This window comes from Curtobacterium sp. WHRI 8282, assembly GCF_040223925.2.
GTDB classification, from domain to species: domain Bacteria; phylum Actinomycetota; class Actinomycetes; order Actinomycetales; family Microbacteriaceae; genus Curtobacterium; species Curtobacterium flaccumfaciens.
Genome location: NZ_JBEHCD020000002.1, coordinates 202,108 through 219,718, shown reverse-complemented (window position 1 = coordinate 219,718; position 17,611 = coordinate 202,108). Strand labels below are relative to the sequence as shown.

Genomic DNA, 17,611 nt, shown 5'->3' with positions numbered 1-17,611 from the left:
CTGGTCGCACGGTGCGCGCTTGTTCGAGTGGTGCGAGGTTGCCCGCTCGGTGCGAGCCTGTAGCGGCACACGGAGCGCGCAACCTCGCACCAGCCGACAGACCGCGCACGGTGCGTCGGCGAGGCGGCGCTCCGCGCGTCGGTGCGACGGCCTGGAGGCCCGGGTCAGCTCGCGGGGGCCGCGTCGCCTTCGCCCGCGGCCTCCTTTGCACGCTTCAGGCGGGCCTGCGCCTCCCAGTACTCGATCTCGCGCTCGAGCTCGGCGAGCTCCTGCTCCGTGCCGGTCACGCGCTTGGCGCCGTGCGCACTGCGGGCATCGCCGAGGGTGGCGTACCGGTCCTCGTGGCGGGTCGGCTCGATGTAGCGACCGTGGTTCCGTTCGCCCGGAGCCCAGTCGTGGCCGATGGCGAACCAGACGATGCTGCCGACGACGGGGACCAGGATCACGAGGATCACCCACGCGATCTTCGGCAGGCCGCGGATCTGGTCATCCGTCTTCGTCAGGATGTCGATCAGGGCGAAGACCAGCAGGATGACGGTGATCCCGGGCAGCAAGACGCTCATGTTCGCGATTCTATGGATCCGCTTGGAGTCTCACCATGCCCCGAACGAGCGTCCCGGTTGCGAAGGTGCACAGGGTGGGGGCCGGTCACAGCGCCGCGACCCACTCGTCCGTCCCGTCGGTGAACCGCTGGTGCTTCCAGATCGGCACGCGCTCCTTCACCAGGTCGACCAGGGCACCGCACGCGGCGAACGCCTGAGCCCGGTGCGACGACGACACCGCTGCGGCGAGCGCGACGTCACCGATGCCGAGCGCCCCGACCCGGTGCAGCACGGCGATCCGGACGTCGGGGTGGTCCTCGGCGATGGTCCGGGCGACCTCGGTGATGACGTCGCCGGCGCTGGGGTGCCGCTCGTAGTCGAGCGCCGTGACGCCCTTGCCACCGTCGTGGTCACGGACGATGCCGGCGAAGGTCACCACGGCGCCGTCCTGCTCGGTGGCCACCACGGCTGCGACCTCGTCGACGCTGATGTCGCGGTCGACGACGTCGGCCAGCACGACCCGTGCGGTGGCCTCGGTGCTGCTCACGAGGCGCTCCGCGGGGCGTGGCCCTCGCCGTGCACCTGGGCGACGACGTGGTCGAGCACACCGTCGAGCACGGCGAGCCCGTCGGACACCCCGCCGCGCGACCCGGGCAGGGTGACGAGCAGGCACCCGGCGTTCGTGACCCCGGCGACGCCGCGGGTGAGCAGCGCGGTGGGGCCGGCACCCGCGAGCCCGCGTCGACGGATCTCCTCGGTGATGCCGGGCAGTTCGAGGTCGATCAGCCCCGCCACCGCCTCGGGGGTCCGGTCGGTCGGGGTGACCCCGGTGCCGCCGGTGGTGATGACGACCCGTGCGTCGGCCAGGAGTTCGGCGGTGACGGTCTCGGTGATCGCGCCGCCGTCGGGGACGATGATCGGGTCGCTCGTGGTGAACCCGCGGTCGCGTAGCCAGTCGACGATGACGGGTCCGGTGCGGTCGAGTGCGGGGTCGGCGGCGGCCTGCGTGGACACCACGACGACGGCGGCCCGGCCCTTGGTCGGCTCGGCGGTCATCGGTTGCTCCAGTCCCCGGAGCGCCCGCCGTGCTTCTCGAGCACGCGCACGTCCGTGATCACGGCCGCTCGGTCGACGGCCTTCACCATGTCGTACACCGTCAGGGCGGCGACGCTCGCCCCGGTCAGGGCTTCCATCTCGACGCCGGTGCGCGAGGTCGTGCGGACCGACACCTCGATCAGCACGCGGTCGTCGGTGCCGGTGATGTCGACCTGCACGCCGGCGATCGGCAGCGGGTGACACAGCGGGATCAGGTCGGAGGTCTTCTTCACCGCCATGATCGCGGCGATCCGGGCGGTGCCGACGACCTCGCCCTTGGGCAGCGAGCCGTCGAGGATGCGTGCGACGACGTCGGGACGGGTGACGACGGTGGCGGTGGCGTTGGCCGACCGGTCGGTGACGTCCTTCGCGGAGACGTCGACCATGTGCGCGCTGCCGTCGGCACGGACGTGCGACAGCTGGTCGGAGGCGGACGGGTCGGTCATCGGAGGCTCCAGACGGTCAGGGGGTCGCCGACCTCGACGGTGTCGACCCCCACGGGGACGTGCACCAGGTGGGTGGCGGCGGCGTAGTGCACGAGCAGGTGCGAACTCGGCCCACCGACGAAGTGCACGGCCCCGTCCTGCACCCGGCCGCGACGGACCTGGTGCTTGCCGACGGGTGAGCCGGCAGCGGACGCCGCCGGCAGGACCTGCGTGGGGCGGTCCGGCACGAGTCCGACAGCGGCGGCGAGCAGGGGGCGCAGGAACACCTCGAACGAGACGAGCGCCGACACCGGGTTGCCGGGGAAGGACACGACCGGTACGGCGCGACCTTCTCCGGACACGACACTGCCGAACGCCTGCGGCCCACCGGGTTGCATCGCGACCGGCGTCACCGCGAGTCCGCGGGGTTCGAGCGCCTGTCGGACGACCTCGTACGCCCCGGCGCTGATGCCCCCGGTGGTCAGCACGAGGTCGGCCCAGTCCCCCACGGCCGCATCGAGCGCCCGGTCGAAGGCAGAGACGTCGTCGGGAACCCGGACGGCCCGCGAGTCCGCACCGACCTGAGCCAGGGCGGCCCGGAGCGCGATGCCGTTGGCGTCACCGATGGTCGCCGCGTCCGTGTCGGCGCCCTGCAGCTCCGAGCCGGTCGAGACGACGAGGACCCGCAGTGGTCGGCGCACCGACACGGTCGTCACCCCCGCAGCAGCCAGGGCCCCGAGCAGCGCCGGCGTGACCGCGGAACCGGCCGGAGCGAGCTCGGCACCGGCGGGCAGGTCGCTGCCGGTGACCCGCACGAACGTGCCGGCGGTCAGGTCAGCGGGCGCCGTCACCCGGGGCAGCTCGAGCGCCGCCGGGAACGCGCCGGGCTCGGTCGCCTCGACCGGGAACACCGCGTCGGCGCCGGTCGGGATCCGTGCACCGGTCATGATCGGCGCGGCCGTGCCGGGCTCGAGCGGTTCGGGCACCACGCCGGCGGGGATCGGTTCGACGACCCGGACCTGCTGCCCGGCCTCGGCGACCCGCACCGCGAACCCGTCCATCTGGCTGTTGTCGAACGGCGGCAGCGGAACGGGCGACAGGACGGCGGCCGCGAGCACGCGGTGTGCGAACCCGGCCCCGAACCCCGCGCCGACGAGTTCGTCGATCGGTAGTTCTTCTGCTCCGAGGCCCGCCACCACCGGGGCGAGCAACGCCGCCACGTCGTCGCGGTGCTGACCGATCGTTCGCACAGGTGCCTCCGAACAGGGGTTGGTGGCGCCGTTCCCGGTTCGCCCGGTGGCGCCGTCAGTAGCGTATCCAGCGCGCAGCCCGCGCCGACGACCAACCGGAGGACCTGTGGAGAACGACGAAGCCGTGACGATCGGTGTCATCGGAGGCTCCGGCCTCTACCAGCTGTTCGAGGAGGGCACCGCCGACGAGCTCGACGTCCCGACCCCGTTCGGCCCGACGTCGAGCCCGATCAGCATCGGCACGATGGCCGGACGACGGGTCGCGTTCCTGACCCGCCACGGCCGTGAGCACTCCGTCGCCCCGCACCGCATCAACCACCGTGCGAACGTCTGGGCGCTCCGTTCGCTCGGCGTCCGCGCGATCGTGTCCTCGAGTGCCGTGGGCGGCCTGCACCCCGACTACGCCCCGGGCACCTTCGTCGTGACGGACCAGCTCATCGACCGCACCTGGGGCCGCGCCGACACGTTCTTCGAGGACGACGTGCAGCACCTGTCCTTCGCCGACCCGTTCGACCCGACGCTCCGCCGCGCGGCGATCGACGCCGTCGCCGGGCTCGACGTGCCGTTCCGTCCGACCGGCACCTGCGTCGTCATCCAGGGTCCCCGGTTCTCCACCCGCGCCGAGTCCGTCTGGCTCCGCCAGGCCGGCGGCCACACCATCAACATGACGATGACGCCCGAGGTCCCATTGGCCGCCGAACTCGGCATCGCCACGGTGAACATGTCGTTCGTCACCGACGCCGACGCCGGACTGGCCCCGACCGAGGACGAGGCCGCAGCCGCCGCCAGCGGCCCCGACGTCGACGACGCCGGTGCCGTCGTCACCCACGCCCTCGTCATGGAACGCCTCGCCCGCGCCAACGAGGTCATCGTCCGCGCCATCGGCCAGATCGTCGCCGCCATCCCCGCCGACTTCACCCCGCGCGAACTCGTGCCGACCAGCGCGAGCGCCAGCATCATGCAGGCCCAGCCCACAGGCCCCACCGCCACGCAGGCCCAGCCCGCCGCCACCGCCACCACAGGCGCCACCGCATGACCCGCCTCCTCGTCACCGGCGGCGCCGGCTTCATCGGCTCCGCGATCGTCCGCCGCGCCCTGGCCGACGGCCACGAGGTCCGCGTCCTCGACTCCCTGCGCGACGACGTGCACGGTGACCCCGCCGAGGTCATCCACGCCCACCAGCAGCAGGGCATCGCGTTCGTGCACGGCGACGTCCGCGACCGGGTCGCCCTCGACGCCGCCCTCGACGGCATCGACGTCGTGTGCCACCAGGCCGCGAAGGTCGGCCTCGGCGTGGACTTCCAGGACGCCCCCGACTACGTCTCGTCGAACGACGCCGGCACCGCCCACGTCCTCGCCGGCATGGACCGGCACGACATCGGCCGGCTCGTCGTCGCCAGCTCGATGGTCGTCTACGGCGAGGGCGCGTACACCACCGCCTCCGGCGAGCCGACCCGTCCGCCGGCCCGCCGCCGCGAGGACCTCGACGCCGGCCACTTCGACCCCATCGGCCCCGACGGTCAGCCCCTGCTGCCCGGCCTGATCGACGAGTCCGCCGCGCTCGACCCCCGCAACGTGTACGCGCAGACGAAGGTCGCGCAGGAGCACCTCGCCTCCAGTTGGGCCCGTGCCACGGGCGGCCGCGCGATCGCGCTCCGCTACCACAACGTCTACGGGCCGGGCATGCCGGCGAACACCCCCTACGCCGGTGTCGCGTCCCTGTTCCGCTCGGCGCTGGCCCGCGGCGAGGCACCCCGGGTCTTCGAGGACGGCGCCCAGCGACGCGACTTCGTGCACGTCGACGACGTCGCCGGTGCGAACGCCGCCTCCATCGCGGCGACCGCCGACCTGCCGTCGGACACGTTCCGCGCGTACAACGTCGGCTCCGGCACCGTGCACACCATCGGCGACATGGCCGCCGCGATCGCCGGACCCGACGGCCCGCAGCCGGTCGTCACGGGCGAGTACCGCCTGGGCGACGTCCGCCACGTCACCGCGAGTTCGGCACGCATCGCCGCCGAGCTCGGCTGGCACGCCGAGGTCGACTTCGAGGCCGGCATGCGCGACTTCGCGACGGCACCGCTCCGCAGCGCCGTCCGCTAGCCGGAACGCGTGAGCGGGCCGGTCGGCGCGAGCGACGCCTGAGAGCACGGCCAGCCACCGGACGGGAGGGCCGTGACGGCCCCGCCCCGCGCCTCCCGTCCGAATTCCCCGCCCCCACGGCCCCGCAGGACGCCGTCGTGTCGGCACCATGCCCCCTGCTGCGTGAGACGCCGCCGCATCCGGCGGCGTCTCGACGACACGACGGCGTCTTGCGGAACCACTCGCGGAACACACGCGCGCACCCTGTCCCCCGTTCTGGGGACCGGACGCGGATCGAGCGCGCTGAACGACCAGGACCCGGCAGTTTCCTGTACCCCGCAGCGCGTCGTCGTGTTGTGTCGAGTGCATGCCAGGACAGACCCGTCGATCCGACCGACCGCACCGAATGACGGACATGACTGTCGACGTGATCCTGCCGTGCCTCGACGAGGCGGACGCCCTGCCGAAGGTCATCGCGCGCCTCCCCACGGGTTACCGGGCCATCGTCGTCGACAACGGGTCGACCGACGGATCGGCCGACGTCGCCCGCGCCCACGGTGCCCTCGTGGTGACGGAACCCGTCAAGGGGTTCGGTTCGGCGTGTGCCGCCGGGGTCGCCGCGGCAACCGCCGACTTCGTCGCGTTCTGCGACGCCGACGCCTCGATGGACCCGGCCGAGCTCCCGCCCCTGGTCGACCGCGTGGCCAGTGGCCGCGTCGACCTGGCACTCGGCCGTCGCGTCCCGACCGGCCGCGGCGCGTGGGCCCCGCACGCGCGGTTCGCGAACCGCGTCCTCGCCGTCCTGATGCACCGCGCGACCGGCTACCGCCTGCGCGACCTCGGCCCGATGCGTGTGATGCGCCGCGAGGACCTCGTCTCCCTCGACCTGCGCGACCGCCGCAGCGGCTACCCGCTCGAGATGGTCCTGGCCGCGCACGCCGCCGGCTGGCGCGTCGACGAGTCCGACATCGGGTACGCGCAGCGCATCGGTGACAGCAAGGTCACCGGCACGCTCCGCGGCACGATCAACGCGGTGCGGGACATGTCCCGTCTGCTCCGTGCGTACCGCCGGGAGGCCCATGTCCGGGTCGTCGCACCGGGGCCGCTCCGCCAGGCGGCGGAGTCCACCCCCGTGGTCGAGGAGGCCCGCTCGTGACCGCCACCCACGCCAGCGACGCTCCGCGCGCCGACGTCACCGTCGCCGTCGTGGCGAAGGAGTGCCTGCCCGGCAAGGTGAAGACCCGGCTGACGCCGGCGCTCTCGCCCGAGGGCGCCGCACGCGTCGCGTCCGCGAGCCTCGCCGACACCCTGGCGACCGTCCGCGCACTGCCCGCGGCCCGCCGGGTCCTGTTCTTCGACGGCGATGTCGTGCCCGCCGCGGCCGACGGGTTCGAGGTGCTGCACCAGCCCGGTGGCGGTCTGGACGAGCGCCTCGGGTTCCTGTTCGACGCCGTCGACGGTCCGCTGCTGCTCGTCGGCATGGACACCCCGCAGGTGTCCACCGCGGACCTCGCGCCGGTGTTCGAGGACGCCGCCCGCGACGCCTGGTTCGGCCCGGCCGAGGACGGCGGCTTCTGGTCGCTGTACCTGCGACAGCCCACCGGCGACCTGCTGCGCGGCGTCCCGATGTCGCGTGACGACACCGGAGCCGTGCAGCTCGCACGCCTGACCGATGCCGGACTCGACGTGGGCGTGCTCGGGGAGCTGCTCGACGTCGACACGATCCCGGACGCCGAGCGGGTCGCCGACCTCGCACCCGACTCCGACTTCACCCGGGCACTCCGTGCCGAGACCGTGGGGAGCACCCGATGACCATGCACGCACCCGTCTCGTTCGGTGCCGGCGGCGGCGAGCCGTACGCTCGCGCCCTGCGCACCGACGGCCACCTGCGCCTGACCGACGCCGACCGCCCCGACGCCGTCACCACGATGGACGTCGGCCGTTGGAGCGCCGCCGCCGACCGCGTCGACCGCTCGCTCCTCGACGACGTCGACGGCGGGGTCATCGACATCGGCTGTGGTCCGGGCCGGATGCTCGTCGCCGCACGGTCCCGGGGCATCCCGGCGCTCGGCGTCGACGTCTCCGCCGAGGCCGTGGCCATCGCGCAGCGCGCCGGCGGCACCGCCCTGCAGGGTTCCGTGTTCGACGCCGTGCCCGACGAGGGTCACTGGGACACCGCGCTGGTGATCGACGGGAACATCGGCATCGGCGGCGACCCGACGGCCCTGCTCGCCCGCTGCCGCGAGATCGTACGAGCCGGCGGCCGGGTCATCGTCGAGACGAACCCCGAAGCCGCGGCCGACCGCGTGTACACCGCGCGGGTGGTGGACGCCGACGGCAACGAGAGCGCCGGGTTCCCGTGGGCCGAGGTCGGCCTCGACGCCCTGCACCGGCACGCGGCGGACGCCGGGATGGTCCCGCGGCAGAGCTGGACGGCCGAGGGCCGGAACTTCTGCGAGCTGCTCGCCTGACCGGCCCGCGGCACGATCGACCGTGACATCCGTCACGGTCGATCGTGACACCGGGGCACATCCGCTCCGCGCCCCACGCCGTTTGACTGACCGGACCCGCCGCGCGGACCCCGCGCGGCCCGATCGAGACGAGCACCGTGCGGAAGTCCCTGCGCATCACCCTGATCACCCTCGGCGCACTGGTTGCGGTCCCGGTCCTCGCCCTGGCGACGACGACGGTCGTCAACGTCGTCGCGACCCACGTCGAAGCGTCCGAGATCGACGACTACGGCGAGCGTGTGCCCGTGGACGGCAAGCGGATGAACGTCGTCGTCCGCGGCACCGGCAACTCCGACATCAAGACGATCGTGCTCCTGCCGGGCCTCGGCACCGCCGCTCCCGGGCTCGACTTCGGGCCGCTCACCGACCAGCTCGCCCGGACGCACCGGGTCGTCGCCGTCGAACCGTTCGGCACCGGGCTGAGCGACCAGACCGACGTCCCGCGGACCGCCGCGAACATCACCCGCGAGGTCCACGAGGCCCTGCAGCACCTGCACATCGACCGGTACGTGCTGATGGGCCACTCGGTCGCGGGCATCTACGCCCTGCCCTACACGAAGGCGTACCGCGACGAGGTGACCGCCTTCGTCGGCATCGACAGCAGTGTGCCGCGACAGTCGAGCTGGGACGAGCCGATCCCGACCGGCGCGATCGTCGCCCTCGACCGACTCGGTCTGCTGCGCGCTCTCGGTGGAGCGTCCTCGGACACGTACGGCGATGCCTACGACGACGCGACGAGGCGCCAGATGCAGCTGCTCTCGGCGAAGAACGGTGCCGCCCCGACGATCATCGACGAGATGCGGCACGCGCCGGAGAACTTCCGGTCCGTCGAGGACTCGCGGTTCCCCGCGGACCTGCCGGTGCTGTTGTTCGTGCGGACGAACGACAACGACGTGCCGAACTGGGTCCGGTTGCACGAGCGCCAGGCCGCGAGCGTGGACCACGGCCGGGTGATCGGGCTGGTCGGCGACCACTACCTGCACCACACGCTGTCCGAACGGATCGCCAGGGACACCGACGCGACCCTCGCTACCCTGGGCGCGTGACGCAACCCGGGCAGGAACAGCCCCGCGCCGACGCCGACGTCCGGGTGGTCCGCTGGTCGTCGGTCGCGTCGCTCTGGCTCGTGGTGCTGGTGGGCGGCGGCGTGCAGGTGCTCATCGGGACCGACGGCCCGACGACGGCACGAACCCCCGTACTCGTCGTGCTCACCGCCGCCGCGACGGTGGCGGCGCTCGCATCGATCCCGCTGCTGCTCCGCCCCGCCGGCGAGGCGTCGGCACGCCACCCGGCCGTGCTCGCCCTGCTGGTGCTCGCGGCCGCCACGTGGGTGGTCGCGCTCGTCCCGTCGGCGACCGGCTCCGCGTGGTCGTTCACCCTGGCGATCGCGGGCGGCACGATCGGCTGCCTGCTGCGCGGGTGGGCGCGGGTCACCGTGCTCGCCGGCACCGTCGTGCTGCTCGTCGCGGCGGCCGACGCCCGCGCCGAGCCCGCCGAACTGGTCCTGGTCGGGACCCTCGCGCTCTTCGCCCTGATGCCGCTCAGCGTCGTCTGGATCCACCGCGTCGTGCTCCGGCTCGAAGCCGCTCGTCGCACCGCATCCGACCTCGCTGTCACCGAGGAACGACTCCGGTTCGCCACCGATCTGCACGACATCCAGGGCCATCACCTGCAGGTCATCGCACTGAAGAGCGAGCTCGCCGAACGGCTGCTTCCCGGCGACCCCGAGCGCGCCCGAGCGGAGCTGTCGGACATCCGCATGGTGGCCCAGGCTGCGCTCGAGGACACCCGGGCGCTCGTCGGCGGCTACCGCACGGTCACCGTGGCGGTCGAGGTCCGGAACGCCGCCGCCGTCCTCCGATCGGCGGGGATCGACTGCACGGTGCGCATCGAGACCGCCGGCATGCCCGACCCGGTCGGCGCCCTGTTCGCCGTCGCCATCCGCGAGGCCGCGACGAACACCATCCGGCACAGTCGCGCGACCACCGCGTCGATCGAGCTGCTGCGGGACGGCGACGCCTGGCGACTGACGGTGTGGAACGACGCGCCGCGGCCGTCCGAGCGTCCCGGCACCGGCGCCGGCACCGGCATCGACGGACTCCGACAGCGCGTCGCGCCGAACGGCGGGACGGTCGACGCCGACAGGAGCGAGGACCGTTTCATCCTCCTCGTGCGCATCCCGGTTCCCGCACGAACGGCGGTGCGCCCGTGATCAGGATCGTCATCGCCGACGACGAGGAACTCATCCGTGGAGCACTCGTCGCACTGCTCGGCCTGGAAACCGACCTCGAGGTCGTCGCCGACGTCGCGGACGGGGCAGGAGCCGTGGCCGCGGCCCGGACGCATCGGCCGGACGTCGTCCTGCTCGACCTCGAGATGCCCGTCCTCGACGGCATCGAGGCCGCCCGCGCACTGTCGGACGCGATGCCCACGGTGATCGTCACCCGCCACGCGCGGCCCGGCACCCTCCGGCGTGCGCTGGCCGCCGGTGTCCGAGGCTTCGTCCCGAAGTCCACACCGGCGGCGCGGCTGGCCGAGATCATCCGCGACGTGGCGGCAGGCGAGCGGTACATCGACGCCGGTCTCGCGGCGGCTGCGCTCACCGAGGACGAGAGCCCGCTCACCCCGCGGGAGGCCGACGTCCTGCGCTGCACCCGCGACGGGCTCGCGACGAAGCAGATCGCCCGGGAGCTCTCGCTCGCACACGGCACGGTCCGGAACCACCTGTCGTCGGCGATCGCGAAACTGCACGTCGACAACCGTGTCGCAGCCGCTGCCGTGGCCTGGGACCGAGGGTGGATCTGACCGCAGAACGCACTCTTGTTTTGCATGATGCAAGACAAGTGCGTAGAGTGGTGGTCATCCAGCCGACGGCGTCGCGGTCGCCGGCTCGGTGACCCGCGGACCTCGGCACGACGACGAGGAGCACCCATGCAGAACCGTCAGAACCCCCTGGGCGGCGCCTACGTGACCGGCCTCGAGACCCGCGCCGAGCTCGGCGCCTTCGCCGGCGACGCGACCCGCAGCCCGGTCGGCAGCTACACCGGCACCGGCATCGGCCGAGCACTCGGCCGCTTCGTCGACACGCAGTTCCGCCGTCCCGGCACCGCGACGTCCTCGACGCGCACCGTGACCGGCTCGTTCCGCACGGCGACGGGTTCGTTCCGCACCGCCTGAGGCACCTGCCTCCACAGACCGCGAGCGGTCGTCCGCCCCGGGTGTCCCCCCTCGACCCGGGTGGGGCGGCCGCTCGCTCGCGTTCCCCCGGCCTCCGGTGCACTTCCCCCGAACGCGCCAGGGCGGCCGATGCCAGGATGGACGCATGAACGACCGCGCCGGCACCCCAGCGACCGCAGACGACCTCGTCGACCTCGACGAGCTCCTCGCCGCCTACCACGACCGAGTGCCCGACGTCTCGGTCCCCGAGCAGAAGGTCGTGTTCGGCACGTCCGGACACCGCGGGTCGTCGCTCGACACCGCCTTCAACGACACCCACATCGCCGCGATCACGCAGGCGATCGTGGAGTACCGCCGCGAGCAGGGCACCGACGGGCCGCTCTTCATCGGCCGCGACACCCACGCGCTCTCGGCCCCCGCCGAGCAGACCGCTCTGCAGGTCCTCGCCGCCAACGGCGTGCGCGTGCTCGCCGACAGCCAGGACGGTTTCGTGCCGACGCCCGCGCTGAGCCACGCGATCATCCGCTACAACCGCGCCGGCAACCCGGACACGGCCGACGGCATCGTCATCACGCCGAGCCACAACCCGCCCCGCGACGGCGGCTTCAAGTACAACCCGCCGCACGGCGGTCCCGCCGACAGCGACGCCACGAGCTGGATCGCGAACCGCGCGAACGCGATCATCGAGGGCGGCAACGCCGAGGTGCAGCGCACCGAGGACGCCGCGCCCGAGCGCTACGACTTCCTGAACACGTACGTCGCCGACCTCGAGAACATCATCGACATCGCCGCGATCAAGCGTGCCGGCGTGAAGATCGGTGCCGACCCGCTCGGTGGCGCCTCGCTGCCGTACTGGAACGCCATCCGCGACCACTACGGACTCGACCTGACCGTCGTGAACCCCGAGGTCGACCCCACGTGGGCGTTCATGACGCTCGACTGGGACGGCAAGATCCGGATGGACCCGTCGAGCCCCTCGGCGATGGCCTCGGTGCTCGCTCGCAAGGACGACTTCGACGTGCTGACGGGTAACGACGCCGACTCCGATCGGCACGGGATCGTCACGCCCGACGGCGGACTGATGAACCCGAACCACTACCTCGCGGTCGCGATCGAGTACCTCTACGCGCACCGGCCCGAGTGGCGCGACGACGCCGCGATCGGCAAGACCCTGGTGTCGTCGAGCATCATCGACCGCGTCGCCGAGTCCCTGGGCCGTCGCCTGTGGGAGGTCCCGGTCGGCTTCAAGTGGTTCGTCCCCGGCCTGATCGACGGCTCCGTGGCCTTCGGCGGCGAGGAATCCGCGGGGGCGTCGTTCCTGCGCACCGACGGCACCGCGTGGACCACCGACAAGGACGGCATCATCCTGGCGCTCCTGGCGTCCGAGATCGTCGCCGTCACCGGCAAGACCCCGTCGCAGCTCTACGCCGAGCTGACCGAACGCTTCGGTGCCCCCGTCTACCAGCGCGTCGACGCCGCGGCCTCGAAGGAGCAGAAGGCTCGCCTCGGCAAGCTCGACGGCGACGCCATCACCGCGGACACCCTGGCCGGCGACCCGATCACCGCGAAGCTGTCGAAGGCCCCGGGCAACGACGCAGCCGTCGGCGGCGTGAAGGTCGTCACCGACAAGGCGTGGTTCGCCGCGCGCCCGTCGGGCACCGAGGACGTCTACAAGATCTACGCGGAGAGCTTCGTCGGGCAGGAACACCTCGAGCAGGTGCAGCGCGAGGCCAAGGAAATCGTCGACGCAGCACTGGGCGCGTAGCGCCCTCGTCGGACGGGCTGCGGGTCTCGGACACCGCAGCCCGTCCGCCGGAACCGTGCCGGGCCTCCAGGCCGTGTGCCACCGGGGCCCACTGGGCGTACCGTGACTGCCGATCCACTCAGGAAGCCGTCTCGGTGCGACCGAGCACTTGCGGCAGTTGTAACTTTGCAGGCAGCGCAAAAATCGTTCTGCCAGCGCATCGGTACCCCGGGAGACCCTGCTCATGACCCAGACGGCGACCGCCCCCGCGGCCCCCACCACGGCGTCCAACGTCGTGATGAACCACCGACAGATCCTGTTGGTGATCTACGGCCTGATGGCCGGCATGTTCCTCGGTGCCCTCGACCAGACGATCGTCGGCACCGCGATCCGCACCATCGGTGACGACCTGCACGGACTCGACCAGCAGGCCTGGGTCACCACCGGGTACCTCATCGCGTCGACGGTGACGACCCCGATCTACGGCAAGCTCTCCGACATCTTCGGTCGCCGGCCGCTCTTCATCACCGCGATCGGCATCTTCATCGTCGGTTCGTTCGCGGCGTCGTTCTCCGACTCGATGCTCATGCTCGCCGGGTTCCGCGCGCTGCAGGGCCTGGGTGCCGGTGGTCTGATGTCCCTGCCGCTGGCGATCATGGGCGACATGCTCGCCCCGCGCGAGCGGGCGAAGTACCAGGGCTACTTCCTGGCGGTCTTCGGCATCTCGTCCGTCATCGGGCCGCTCGTCGGCGGCGTCTTCGCCGGCGCGGACCAGCTGCTGTTCATCGCCGGCTGGCGCTGGGTGTTCCTGATCAACGTGCCGATCGGCATCATCGCCCTGTTCATGGTGCTGACGTTCCTGCACCTGCCGAAGTTCGGCGACCGGGGCAAGCCCCGTATCGACTGGTGGGGCGCGACGCTCGTCATCGTCACGCTCGTGCCGCTGCTGCTCATCGCCGAGCAGGGCCGCGAGTGGGGCTGGGACTCCCCCGCCGCCTTCGCCTGCTACGCCATCGGCGCCCTCGGCCTGATCGCGTTCATCATCGTCGAGCGTGCCATGGGCGACGACGCGATCCTGCCGATGAAGCTCTTCGGATCGCGGGTGTTCTCGATGTCCGCGATCCTGTCCGTGCTCGTCGGCTTCGGCATGTTCGGCGCGATGCTGACGATCCCGCTCTACCTGCAGATCGTCAAGGGCGTGACCCCGACCGAGTCCGGGTTCGCCATGCTGCCGATGGTGCTCGGCCTGATGATCTCGTCGATCGCCTCCGGCCAGATAATCTCGCGGACCGGCAACTACCAGGTCTTCCCGATCACCGGAACGGCGTTCACGGCGATCGGCTTCACGGTCCTGACGTTCCTGACCGCCGACCGGCCCCTGTGGTTCCTGATGCTCGGCATGTTCGGCATCGGGCTCGGACTCGGACAGCTCATGCAGACGCTGACCCTCGCCGCGCAGAACTCGGTGTCACCGCGGGACATCGGCGTCGCCACGAGCGCCGCGACGTTCTTCCGCCAGATCGGCGGCACGATGGGCACCGCTGTCCTGCTCTCCGTGCTGTTCACCCTGATGCCGACGAACATCAGCGCCGCGATGCAGAACGAGTCCGACCTGAAGAGCGCGCTCAACGCCGCGATGACGCCCTCGGTCGCGAACGCGTCGAGGAACCAGGGCGTGATGGACGAGATCTGGTCGAAGATCGTCGACCCGGTGCAGAAGAAGGTGCAGGACGGTCTCGACCAGGGCACCGCGCAGGCGAAGCAGGCCGCCGACGCCGCCGTGACCAAGCAGGTGACGGCAGCCGTGCAGCAGCAGGTCGCCGCGGGGACCGTCCCGGCCGCCGCAGCGGACACGATCATCGCCCAGCAGGTCGACGACGCCAAGCCCGCAGCCGAACAGCAGGCGCTCGAGACGGCGGCCACGAAGGCGAACGCCTCGGTCGTCGACGGCACGCTGCAGATCGACTACTCCGACAAGGGGCAGCGGGAGAACGTCGTCGACCAGGTCGCCCCGACGCTGATCAAGCAGCTCAAGAGCGGCGACTCGGCCGCGAGCTCGTCCACCGACTCGGCGACGAGCGACACGTCGTTCCTGAACGGGGCGGACCCCCGGCTGAGCCGTCCGTTCCTGGTCGGGTTCAGCGACTCGGCCGTCCGTGTCTACTACGTCGGCCTCGCGGTGATCCTGCTCGCGTTCGTGCTGACGTGGTTCTTCCGGGTGCCGCCGCTCCGCAAGACCTCGGCGCTGCAGGAGCAGGCCGATGCCGCGCGCACGGCAGCCGGTGCGGGGTCGGACGGGAGGGCCGCTGCAGCCGCTGCCGCCGCCGCACCTGGAGCCGGTCCGGTGCCGACGGGGTCGTTCCCGACCTCGCCCGACGTTCCGACGTCGCCGGACGTGCAGCCTCGGTCCGCCCGGGCCACCGGGGCGTCGGACGTCTCGGTGCTGCCGCACGGGGTCGACGACACCCGCGCGCCGCTGCCGAACGCCACGACGCACGGTGCACACTCGGCGGCTGCGCCGGTCGACGAGCCCCCGACGACGACCGGTGCCATCCGGACCCGGGCTGCCCACGCCGCCCCGGTCGTGGAGCCGGACGCCCACGGGGCCGGAGCCGATGCGGCGGAGGCGAGCCGCGCCTCCCGGCCGGACGCTGACGACGCGCACGCGCACGGGCGGCACTCCGCGGAGTAGTCGGCGCTGGCGCTCGCTCGCTGATGCCGAACGACGAGGTCGCTGTCGCACGACAGCGACCTCGTCGCATCTGCGCGCGTGCAACTGTTGCGGCCGCGCGGGAGCGACACCGTCGACGTCGTACGACATCGACATCGTCGATCCCGTGCGGAGGCTACGAGCGCTCTCGCTCGCGCATCTCGACGTAGTCCCCGGCAGCGCACGCCGAGGTGCCACTGACTGTGTCGCCCCCGCCGAGGTCGGAGGACTGGAACCCGATGTTCGCCACGCCGTCCCCGCTGCCGTCGACGCCGCTGGAGGACGCGTCGGCATCGGAGAACCGCTTCGTGTCGAGTCCGCGCTCGCCCCACAGCTTCTCGAGCGTCCGGATCCCCTGCTCGACGTCGCCGCGATCAGCACGGGACTTGATGTACGTGTAGTTCACACCCTCACCGACGCCGCGCTCGTCCTCGCACGTGCCGAGCCGCGGCCCTTCCTGGGCCGTCCACGTCCCTCCGAGCGCATCGGTCGTGTCGTCGACGAGCTGCTGGATGCTGCGCTTCGCATCGGCCGGCTCCTGGGTCGGTCGGTTCTCCATCTGTCCTCCAGAACAGCCGGCAGTCGTGCCGACGATCGCGATCGTGGTCACGGTGACTGCGATCCACTGCTTCAGGGCGGTCATCGGCGTCGGTTCTCCCTCGGGTCGTCGGGTCGTTGGGTCGTCGGGTCGTCGGGTCGTCGGGTCGAGGGAGCCGTTGCCGTTCTCGGTGCCGCGCCTCAGACCGCCGGCGCCGCGTCCCCCGCCGCTGCCGCCGGTGCTCCAGCCACCTCGAACGACGCACCCGGCAACCGCCTCCGCATCACGTCGATCGCCGCGGGGTTGTCGTCCACCAGCACGTACCGCCGCCCCAACGCCTGTGCCACGGCGCCCGTGGTCCCACTGCCCGCGAAGAAGTCGAGCACCCAGTCCCCCTCGCGTGAGGACGCCTGCACGATCCGCCGCAACACCCCCTCGGGCTTCTGCGTGGGGTAGCCGGTCTTCTCGCGGCCGGTCGGCGAGACGATCGTGTGCCACCAGACGTCGGTGGGCAGCTTGCCGCGCTCGCGCTTCTCGGGGGTGACGAGACCCGGCGCCATGTACGGCTCGCGGTCGACGGCCTCGGAGTCGAACCAGTACCGCGATGGGTCCTTCACGTAGACCAGGATCGTGTCGTGCTTGGTGGGCCAGCGCGTCTTGGACTTGGCACCGAAGTCGTAGGCCCAGACAATCTCGTTCAGGAACGACTCACGGCCGAACAGCGCGTCGAGCAGCACCTTGGCGTAGTGCGACTCGCGGTAGTCGAGGTGCAGGTACAGCGTGCCGTCGGCGGCGAGCAGCCGCCAGGCCTCGATGAGTCGGGGCTCGAGGAACGACCAGTAGTCCTCGAACCGGTCGTCGAAGCGCATCAGGTCGCCGCGCACCCGCTCGTAGGTCCGGCCGTGGAATCCCATCACGGGACCGTCGGCCTTCGGCACGGCGGACGTCGCGTGCCGGCGCTGGTACCGGCCGGTGTTGAACGGCGGGTCGAGGTACACCAGCGTGAAGGACCCGTCCGGGTAGGCGGGGACCACGTCGAGGGCGTCGCCGAGGACGACGCGGTCCGGGCCTCGGTCGTCTCCCCTGCGCACGGACCCATTGTCGCGCACCGAGCGAGCACGCTCGACGCACACCGCACCGCACCGCACCGCACCGCACCGCACCGCACCGCACCGCACCGAGCGAACACGCACCGCACGCCCAGGCCCCGGCGTACGGTCGAGTGCATGGCAGCAGCACCCGAGGTCCGCAACGACACCGACAAGCAGCAGTACTCCCTGATCGAGGACGGCGAGGTCATCGGCCTCGCGGCGTACGAGATCGACGGCGACGAGATCCGCTTCGTGCACACCGAGGTCGATCCCGAGCACCGCGGTGGTGGGCACGCGTCGATCCTGGTGCAGCACGCCCTCGACGACGTGCGTGCGAGTTCGTCACGCCGGGTCGTCGCGCAGTGCAGCTACGTGCACGCGTGGATCGAGCGGCACCCGGACTACCAGGAGCTCACGACGCGCTGACGCGAGCGACGCGCTGACGAG

At 72.1% G+C, this 17,611-nt stretch carries 19 protein-coding genes; 12 read left to right on the top strand and 7 right to left on the bottom strand.

All coding sequences use genetic code 11. The annotated features are described in order from the left end of the window. Positions 1–164: 164 nt before the first annotated feature. From ABRP24_RS07390 to ABRP24_RS07370, 5 genes are all read right to left on the bottom strand, one after another. Positions 165–563 (bottom strand): PLDc N-terminal domain-containing protein, encoded by a 399-nt coding sequence (locus ABRP24_RS07390; protein WP_051596635.1) that lies wholly within the window; start codon positions 561–563, stop codon positions 165–167. 85 nt (positions 564–648) lie between these two features. After that, a complete protein-coding gene (locus ABRP24_RS07385) occupies positions 649–1,089 on the bottom strand; it encodes a molybdenum cofactor biosynthesis protein MoaE (RefSeq protein ID WP_349846985.1) in 441 nt (146 codons plus the stop codon). After that, entirely contained in the window at positions 1,086–1,598 is a 513-nt protein-coding gene (locus tag ABRP24_RS07380; RefSeq protein WP_349846986.1) for a molybdopterin-binding protein, read from the bottom strand. Before ABRP24_RS07380 ends, ABRP24_RS07385 begins: the two co-directional genes overlap by 4 nt. After that, positions 1,595–2,083: a cyclic pyranopterin monophosphate synthase MoaC gene (moaC, locus tag ABRP24_RS07375; RefSeq protein ID WP_214522803.1), complete on the bottom strand. Its 489-nt coding sequence runs from the start codon at positions 2,081–2,083 to the stop codon at positions 1,595–1,597. Before moaC ends, ABRP24_RS07380 begins: the two co-directional genes overlap by 4 nt. Then, on the bottom strand, positions 2,080–3,312 hold the full coding sequence (locus tag ABRP24_RS07370; protein WP_349846989.1) for a molybdopterin molybdotransferase MoeA: 1,233 nt from the start codon (positions 3,310–3,312) through the stop codon (positions 2,080–2,082). Before ABRP24_RS07370 ends, moaC begins: the two co-directional genes overlap by 4 nt. 106 nt (positions 3,313–3,418) lie before the next feature. Between ABRP24_RS07370 and ABRP24_RS07365 the strand changes: the two genes are divergently transcribed. The 11 genes from ABRP24_RS07365 (at position 3,419) to ABRP24_RS07315 (ending at position 15,517) form a co-directional block, all read left to right on the top strand. Further along, positions 3,419–4,348 (top strand): MTAP family purine nucleoside phosphorylase, encoded by a 930-nt coding sequence (locus tag ABRP24_RS07365; RefSeq protein ID WP_349846991.1) that lies wholly within the window; start codon positions 3,419–3,421, stop codon positions 4,346–4,348. Further along, on the top strand, positions 4,345–5,415 hold the full coding sequence (locus ABRP24_RS07360) for an NAD-dependent epimerase/dehydratase family protein (RefSeq protein WP_349846993.1): 1,071 nt from the start codon (positions 4,345–4,347) through the stop codon (positions 5,413–5,415). The genes ABRP24_RS07365 and ABRP24_RS07360 overlap by 4 nt, the downstream gene beginning before the upstream one ends. A gap of 385 nt (positions 5,416–5,800) precedes the next feature. Beyond that, the gene (locus ABRP24_RS07355; protein ID WP_349846995.1) at positions 5,801–6,550 is read left to right on the top strand and encodes a glycosyltransferase family 2 protein; all 750 of its coding nucleotides are present in this window, start codon (positions 5,801–5,803) and stop codon (positions 6,548–6,550) included. Then, the gene (locus tag ABRP24_RS07350) at positions 6,547–7,206 is read left to right on the top strand and encodes a DUF2064 domain-containing protein (protein ID WP_349846996.1); all 660 of its coding nucleotides are present in this window, start codon (positions 6,547–6,549) and stop codon (positions 7,204–7,206) included. Before ABRP24_RS07355 ends, ABRP24_RS07350 begins: the two co-directional genes overlap by 4 nt. Further along, positions 7,203–7,865 (top strand): bifunctional 2-polyprenyl-6-hydroxyphenol methylase/3-demethylubiquinol 3-O-methyltransferase UbiG, encoded by a 663-nt coding sequence (locus ABRP24_RS07345; protein ID WP_027465080.1) that lies wholly within the window; start codon positions 7,203–7,205, stop codon positions 7,863–7,865. Before ABRP24_RS07350 ends, ABRP24_RS07345 begins: the two co-directional genes overlap by 4 nt. A 137-nt stretch (positions 7,866–8,002) precedes the next feature. Beyond that, positions 8,003–8,950, top strand: a complete 948-nt coding sequence (locus ABRP24_RS07340; protein WP_349846999.1) for an alpha/beta hydrolase — start codon at positions 8,003–8,005, stop codon at positions 8,948–8,950. After that, the gene (locus ABRP24_RS07335) at positions 8,947–10,116 is read left to right on the top strand and encodes a sensor histidine kinase (RefSeq protein ID WP_138802617.1); all 1,170 of its coding nucleotides are present in this window, start codon (positions 8,947–8,949) and stop codon (positions 10,114–10,116) included. The genes ABRP24_RS07340 and ABRP24_RS07335 overlap by 4 nt, the downstream gene beginning before the upstream one ends. After that, positions 10,113–10,709, top strand: a complete 597-nt coding sequence (locus ABRP24_RS07330; protein ID WP_232750437.1) for a response regulator transcription factor — start codon at positions 10,113–10,115, stop codon at positions 10,707–10,709. Before ABRP24_RS07335 ends, ABRP24_RS07330 begins: the two co-directional genes overlap by 4 nt. 126 nt (positions 10,710–10,835) lie before the next feature. Next, positions 10,836–11,081, top strand: a complete 246-nt coding sequence (locus ABRP24_RS07325; protein ID WP_138802615.1) for a hypothetical protein — start codon at positions 10,836–10,838, stop codon at positions 11,079–11,081. A 145-nt stretch (positions 11,082–11,226) separates the two neighbouring features. Continuing rightward, a complete protein-coding gene (gene pgm / locus ABRP24_RS07320) occupies positions 11,227–12,846 on the top strand; it encodes a phosphoglucomutase (alpha-D-glucose-1,6-bisphosphate-dependent) (protein ID WP_027465078.1) in 1,620 nt (539 codons plus the stop codon). Between the two features lie 223 nt (positions 12,847–13,069). After that, positions 13,070–15,517, top strand: coding sequence for an MDR family MFS transporter (locus tag ABRP24_RS07315; RefSeq protein ID WP_349847002.1), 2,448 nt, complete (start codon positions 13,070–13,072; stop codon positions 15,515–15,517). 154 nt (positions 15,518–15,671) lie between these two features. On the opposite strand, the gene ABRP24_RS07310 is transcribed toward ABRP24_RS07315, so the two are convergent. Both ABRP24_RS07310 and ABRP24_RS07305 read right to left on the bottom strand, forming a co-directional pair. After that, entirely contained in the window at positions 15,672–16,178 is a 507-nt protein-coding gene (locus tag ABRP24_RS07310; protein WP_301629442.1) for a hypothetical protein, read from the bottom strand. Between the two features lie 95 nt (positions 16,179–16,273). Then, positions 16,274–17,164 (bottom strand): site-specific DNA-methyltransferase, encoded by an 891-nt coding sequence (locus tag ABRP24_RS07305; RefSeq protein ID WP_301629441.1) that lies wholly within the window; start codon positions 17,162–17,164, stop codon positions 16,274–16,276. 135 nt (positions 17,165–17,299) lie between these two features. Between ABRP24_RS07305 and ABRP24_RS07300 the strand changes: the two genes are divergently transcribed. After that, positions 17,300–17,590 (top strand): GNAT family N-acetyltransferase, encoded by a 291-nt coding sequence (locus tag ABRP24_RS07300; RefSeq protein ID WP_027465074.1) that lies wholly within the window; start codon positions 17,300–17,302, stop codon positions 17,588–17,590. The last annotated feature ends 21 nt before the right edge of the window (positions 17,591–17,611 follow it).

Excerpts from the sequence above, each read along its gene's own strand:
- ABRP24_RS07390 (WP_051596635.1), bottom strand. The coding sequence starts at position 563 with ATGAGCGTCTTGCTGCCCGGGATCACCGTCATCCTGCTGGTCTTCGCC.
- ABRP24_RS07380 (WP_349846986.1), bottom strand. The coding sequence starts at position 1,598 with ATGACCGCCGAGCCGACCAAGGGCCGGGCCGCCGTCGTCGTGGTGTCC.
- moaC (WP_214522803.1), bottom strand. The coding sequence starts at position 2,083 with ATGACCGACCCGTCCGCCTCCGACCAGCTGTCGCACGTCCGTGCCGAC.
- ABRP24_RS07360 (WP_349846993.1), top strand. The coding sequence starts at position 4,345 with ATGACCCGCCTCCTCGTCACCGGCGGCGCCGGCTTCATCGGCTCCGCG.
- ABRP24_RS07355 (WP_349846995.1), top strand. The coding sequence starts at position 5,801 with ATGACGGACATGACTGTCGACGTGATCCTGCCGTGCCTCGACGAGGCG.
- ABRP24_RS07345 (WP_027465080.1), top strand. The coding sequence starts at position 7,203 with ATGACCATGCACGCACCCGTCTCGTTCGGTGCCGGCGGCGGCGAGCCG.
- ABRP24_RS07325 (WP_138802615.1), top strand. The coding sequence starts at position 10,836 with ATGCAGAACCGTCAGAACCCCCTGGGCGGCGCCTACGTGACCGGCCTC.
- pgm (WP_027465078.1), top strand. The coding sequence starts at position 11,227 with ATGAACGACCGCGCCGGCACCCCAGCGACCGCAGACGACCTCGTCGAC.
- ABRP24_RS07315 (WP_349847002.1), top strand. The coding sequence starts at position 13,070 with ATGACCCAGACGGCGACCGCCCCCGCGGCCCCCACCACGGCGTCCAAC.
- ABRP24_RS07310 (WP_301629442.1), bottom strand. The coding sequence starts at position 16,178 with ATGACCGCCCTGAAGCAGTGGATCGCAGTCACCGTGACCACGATCGCG.
- ABRP24_RS07300 (WP_027465074.1), top strand. The coding sequence starts at position 17,300 with ATGGCAGCAGCACCCGAGGTCCGCAACGACACCGACAAGCAGCAGTAC.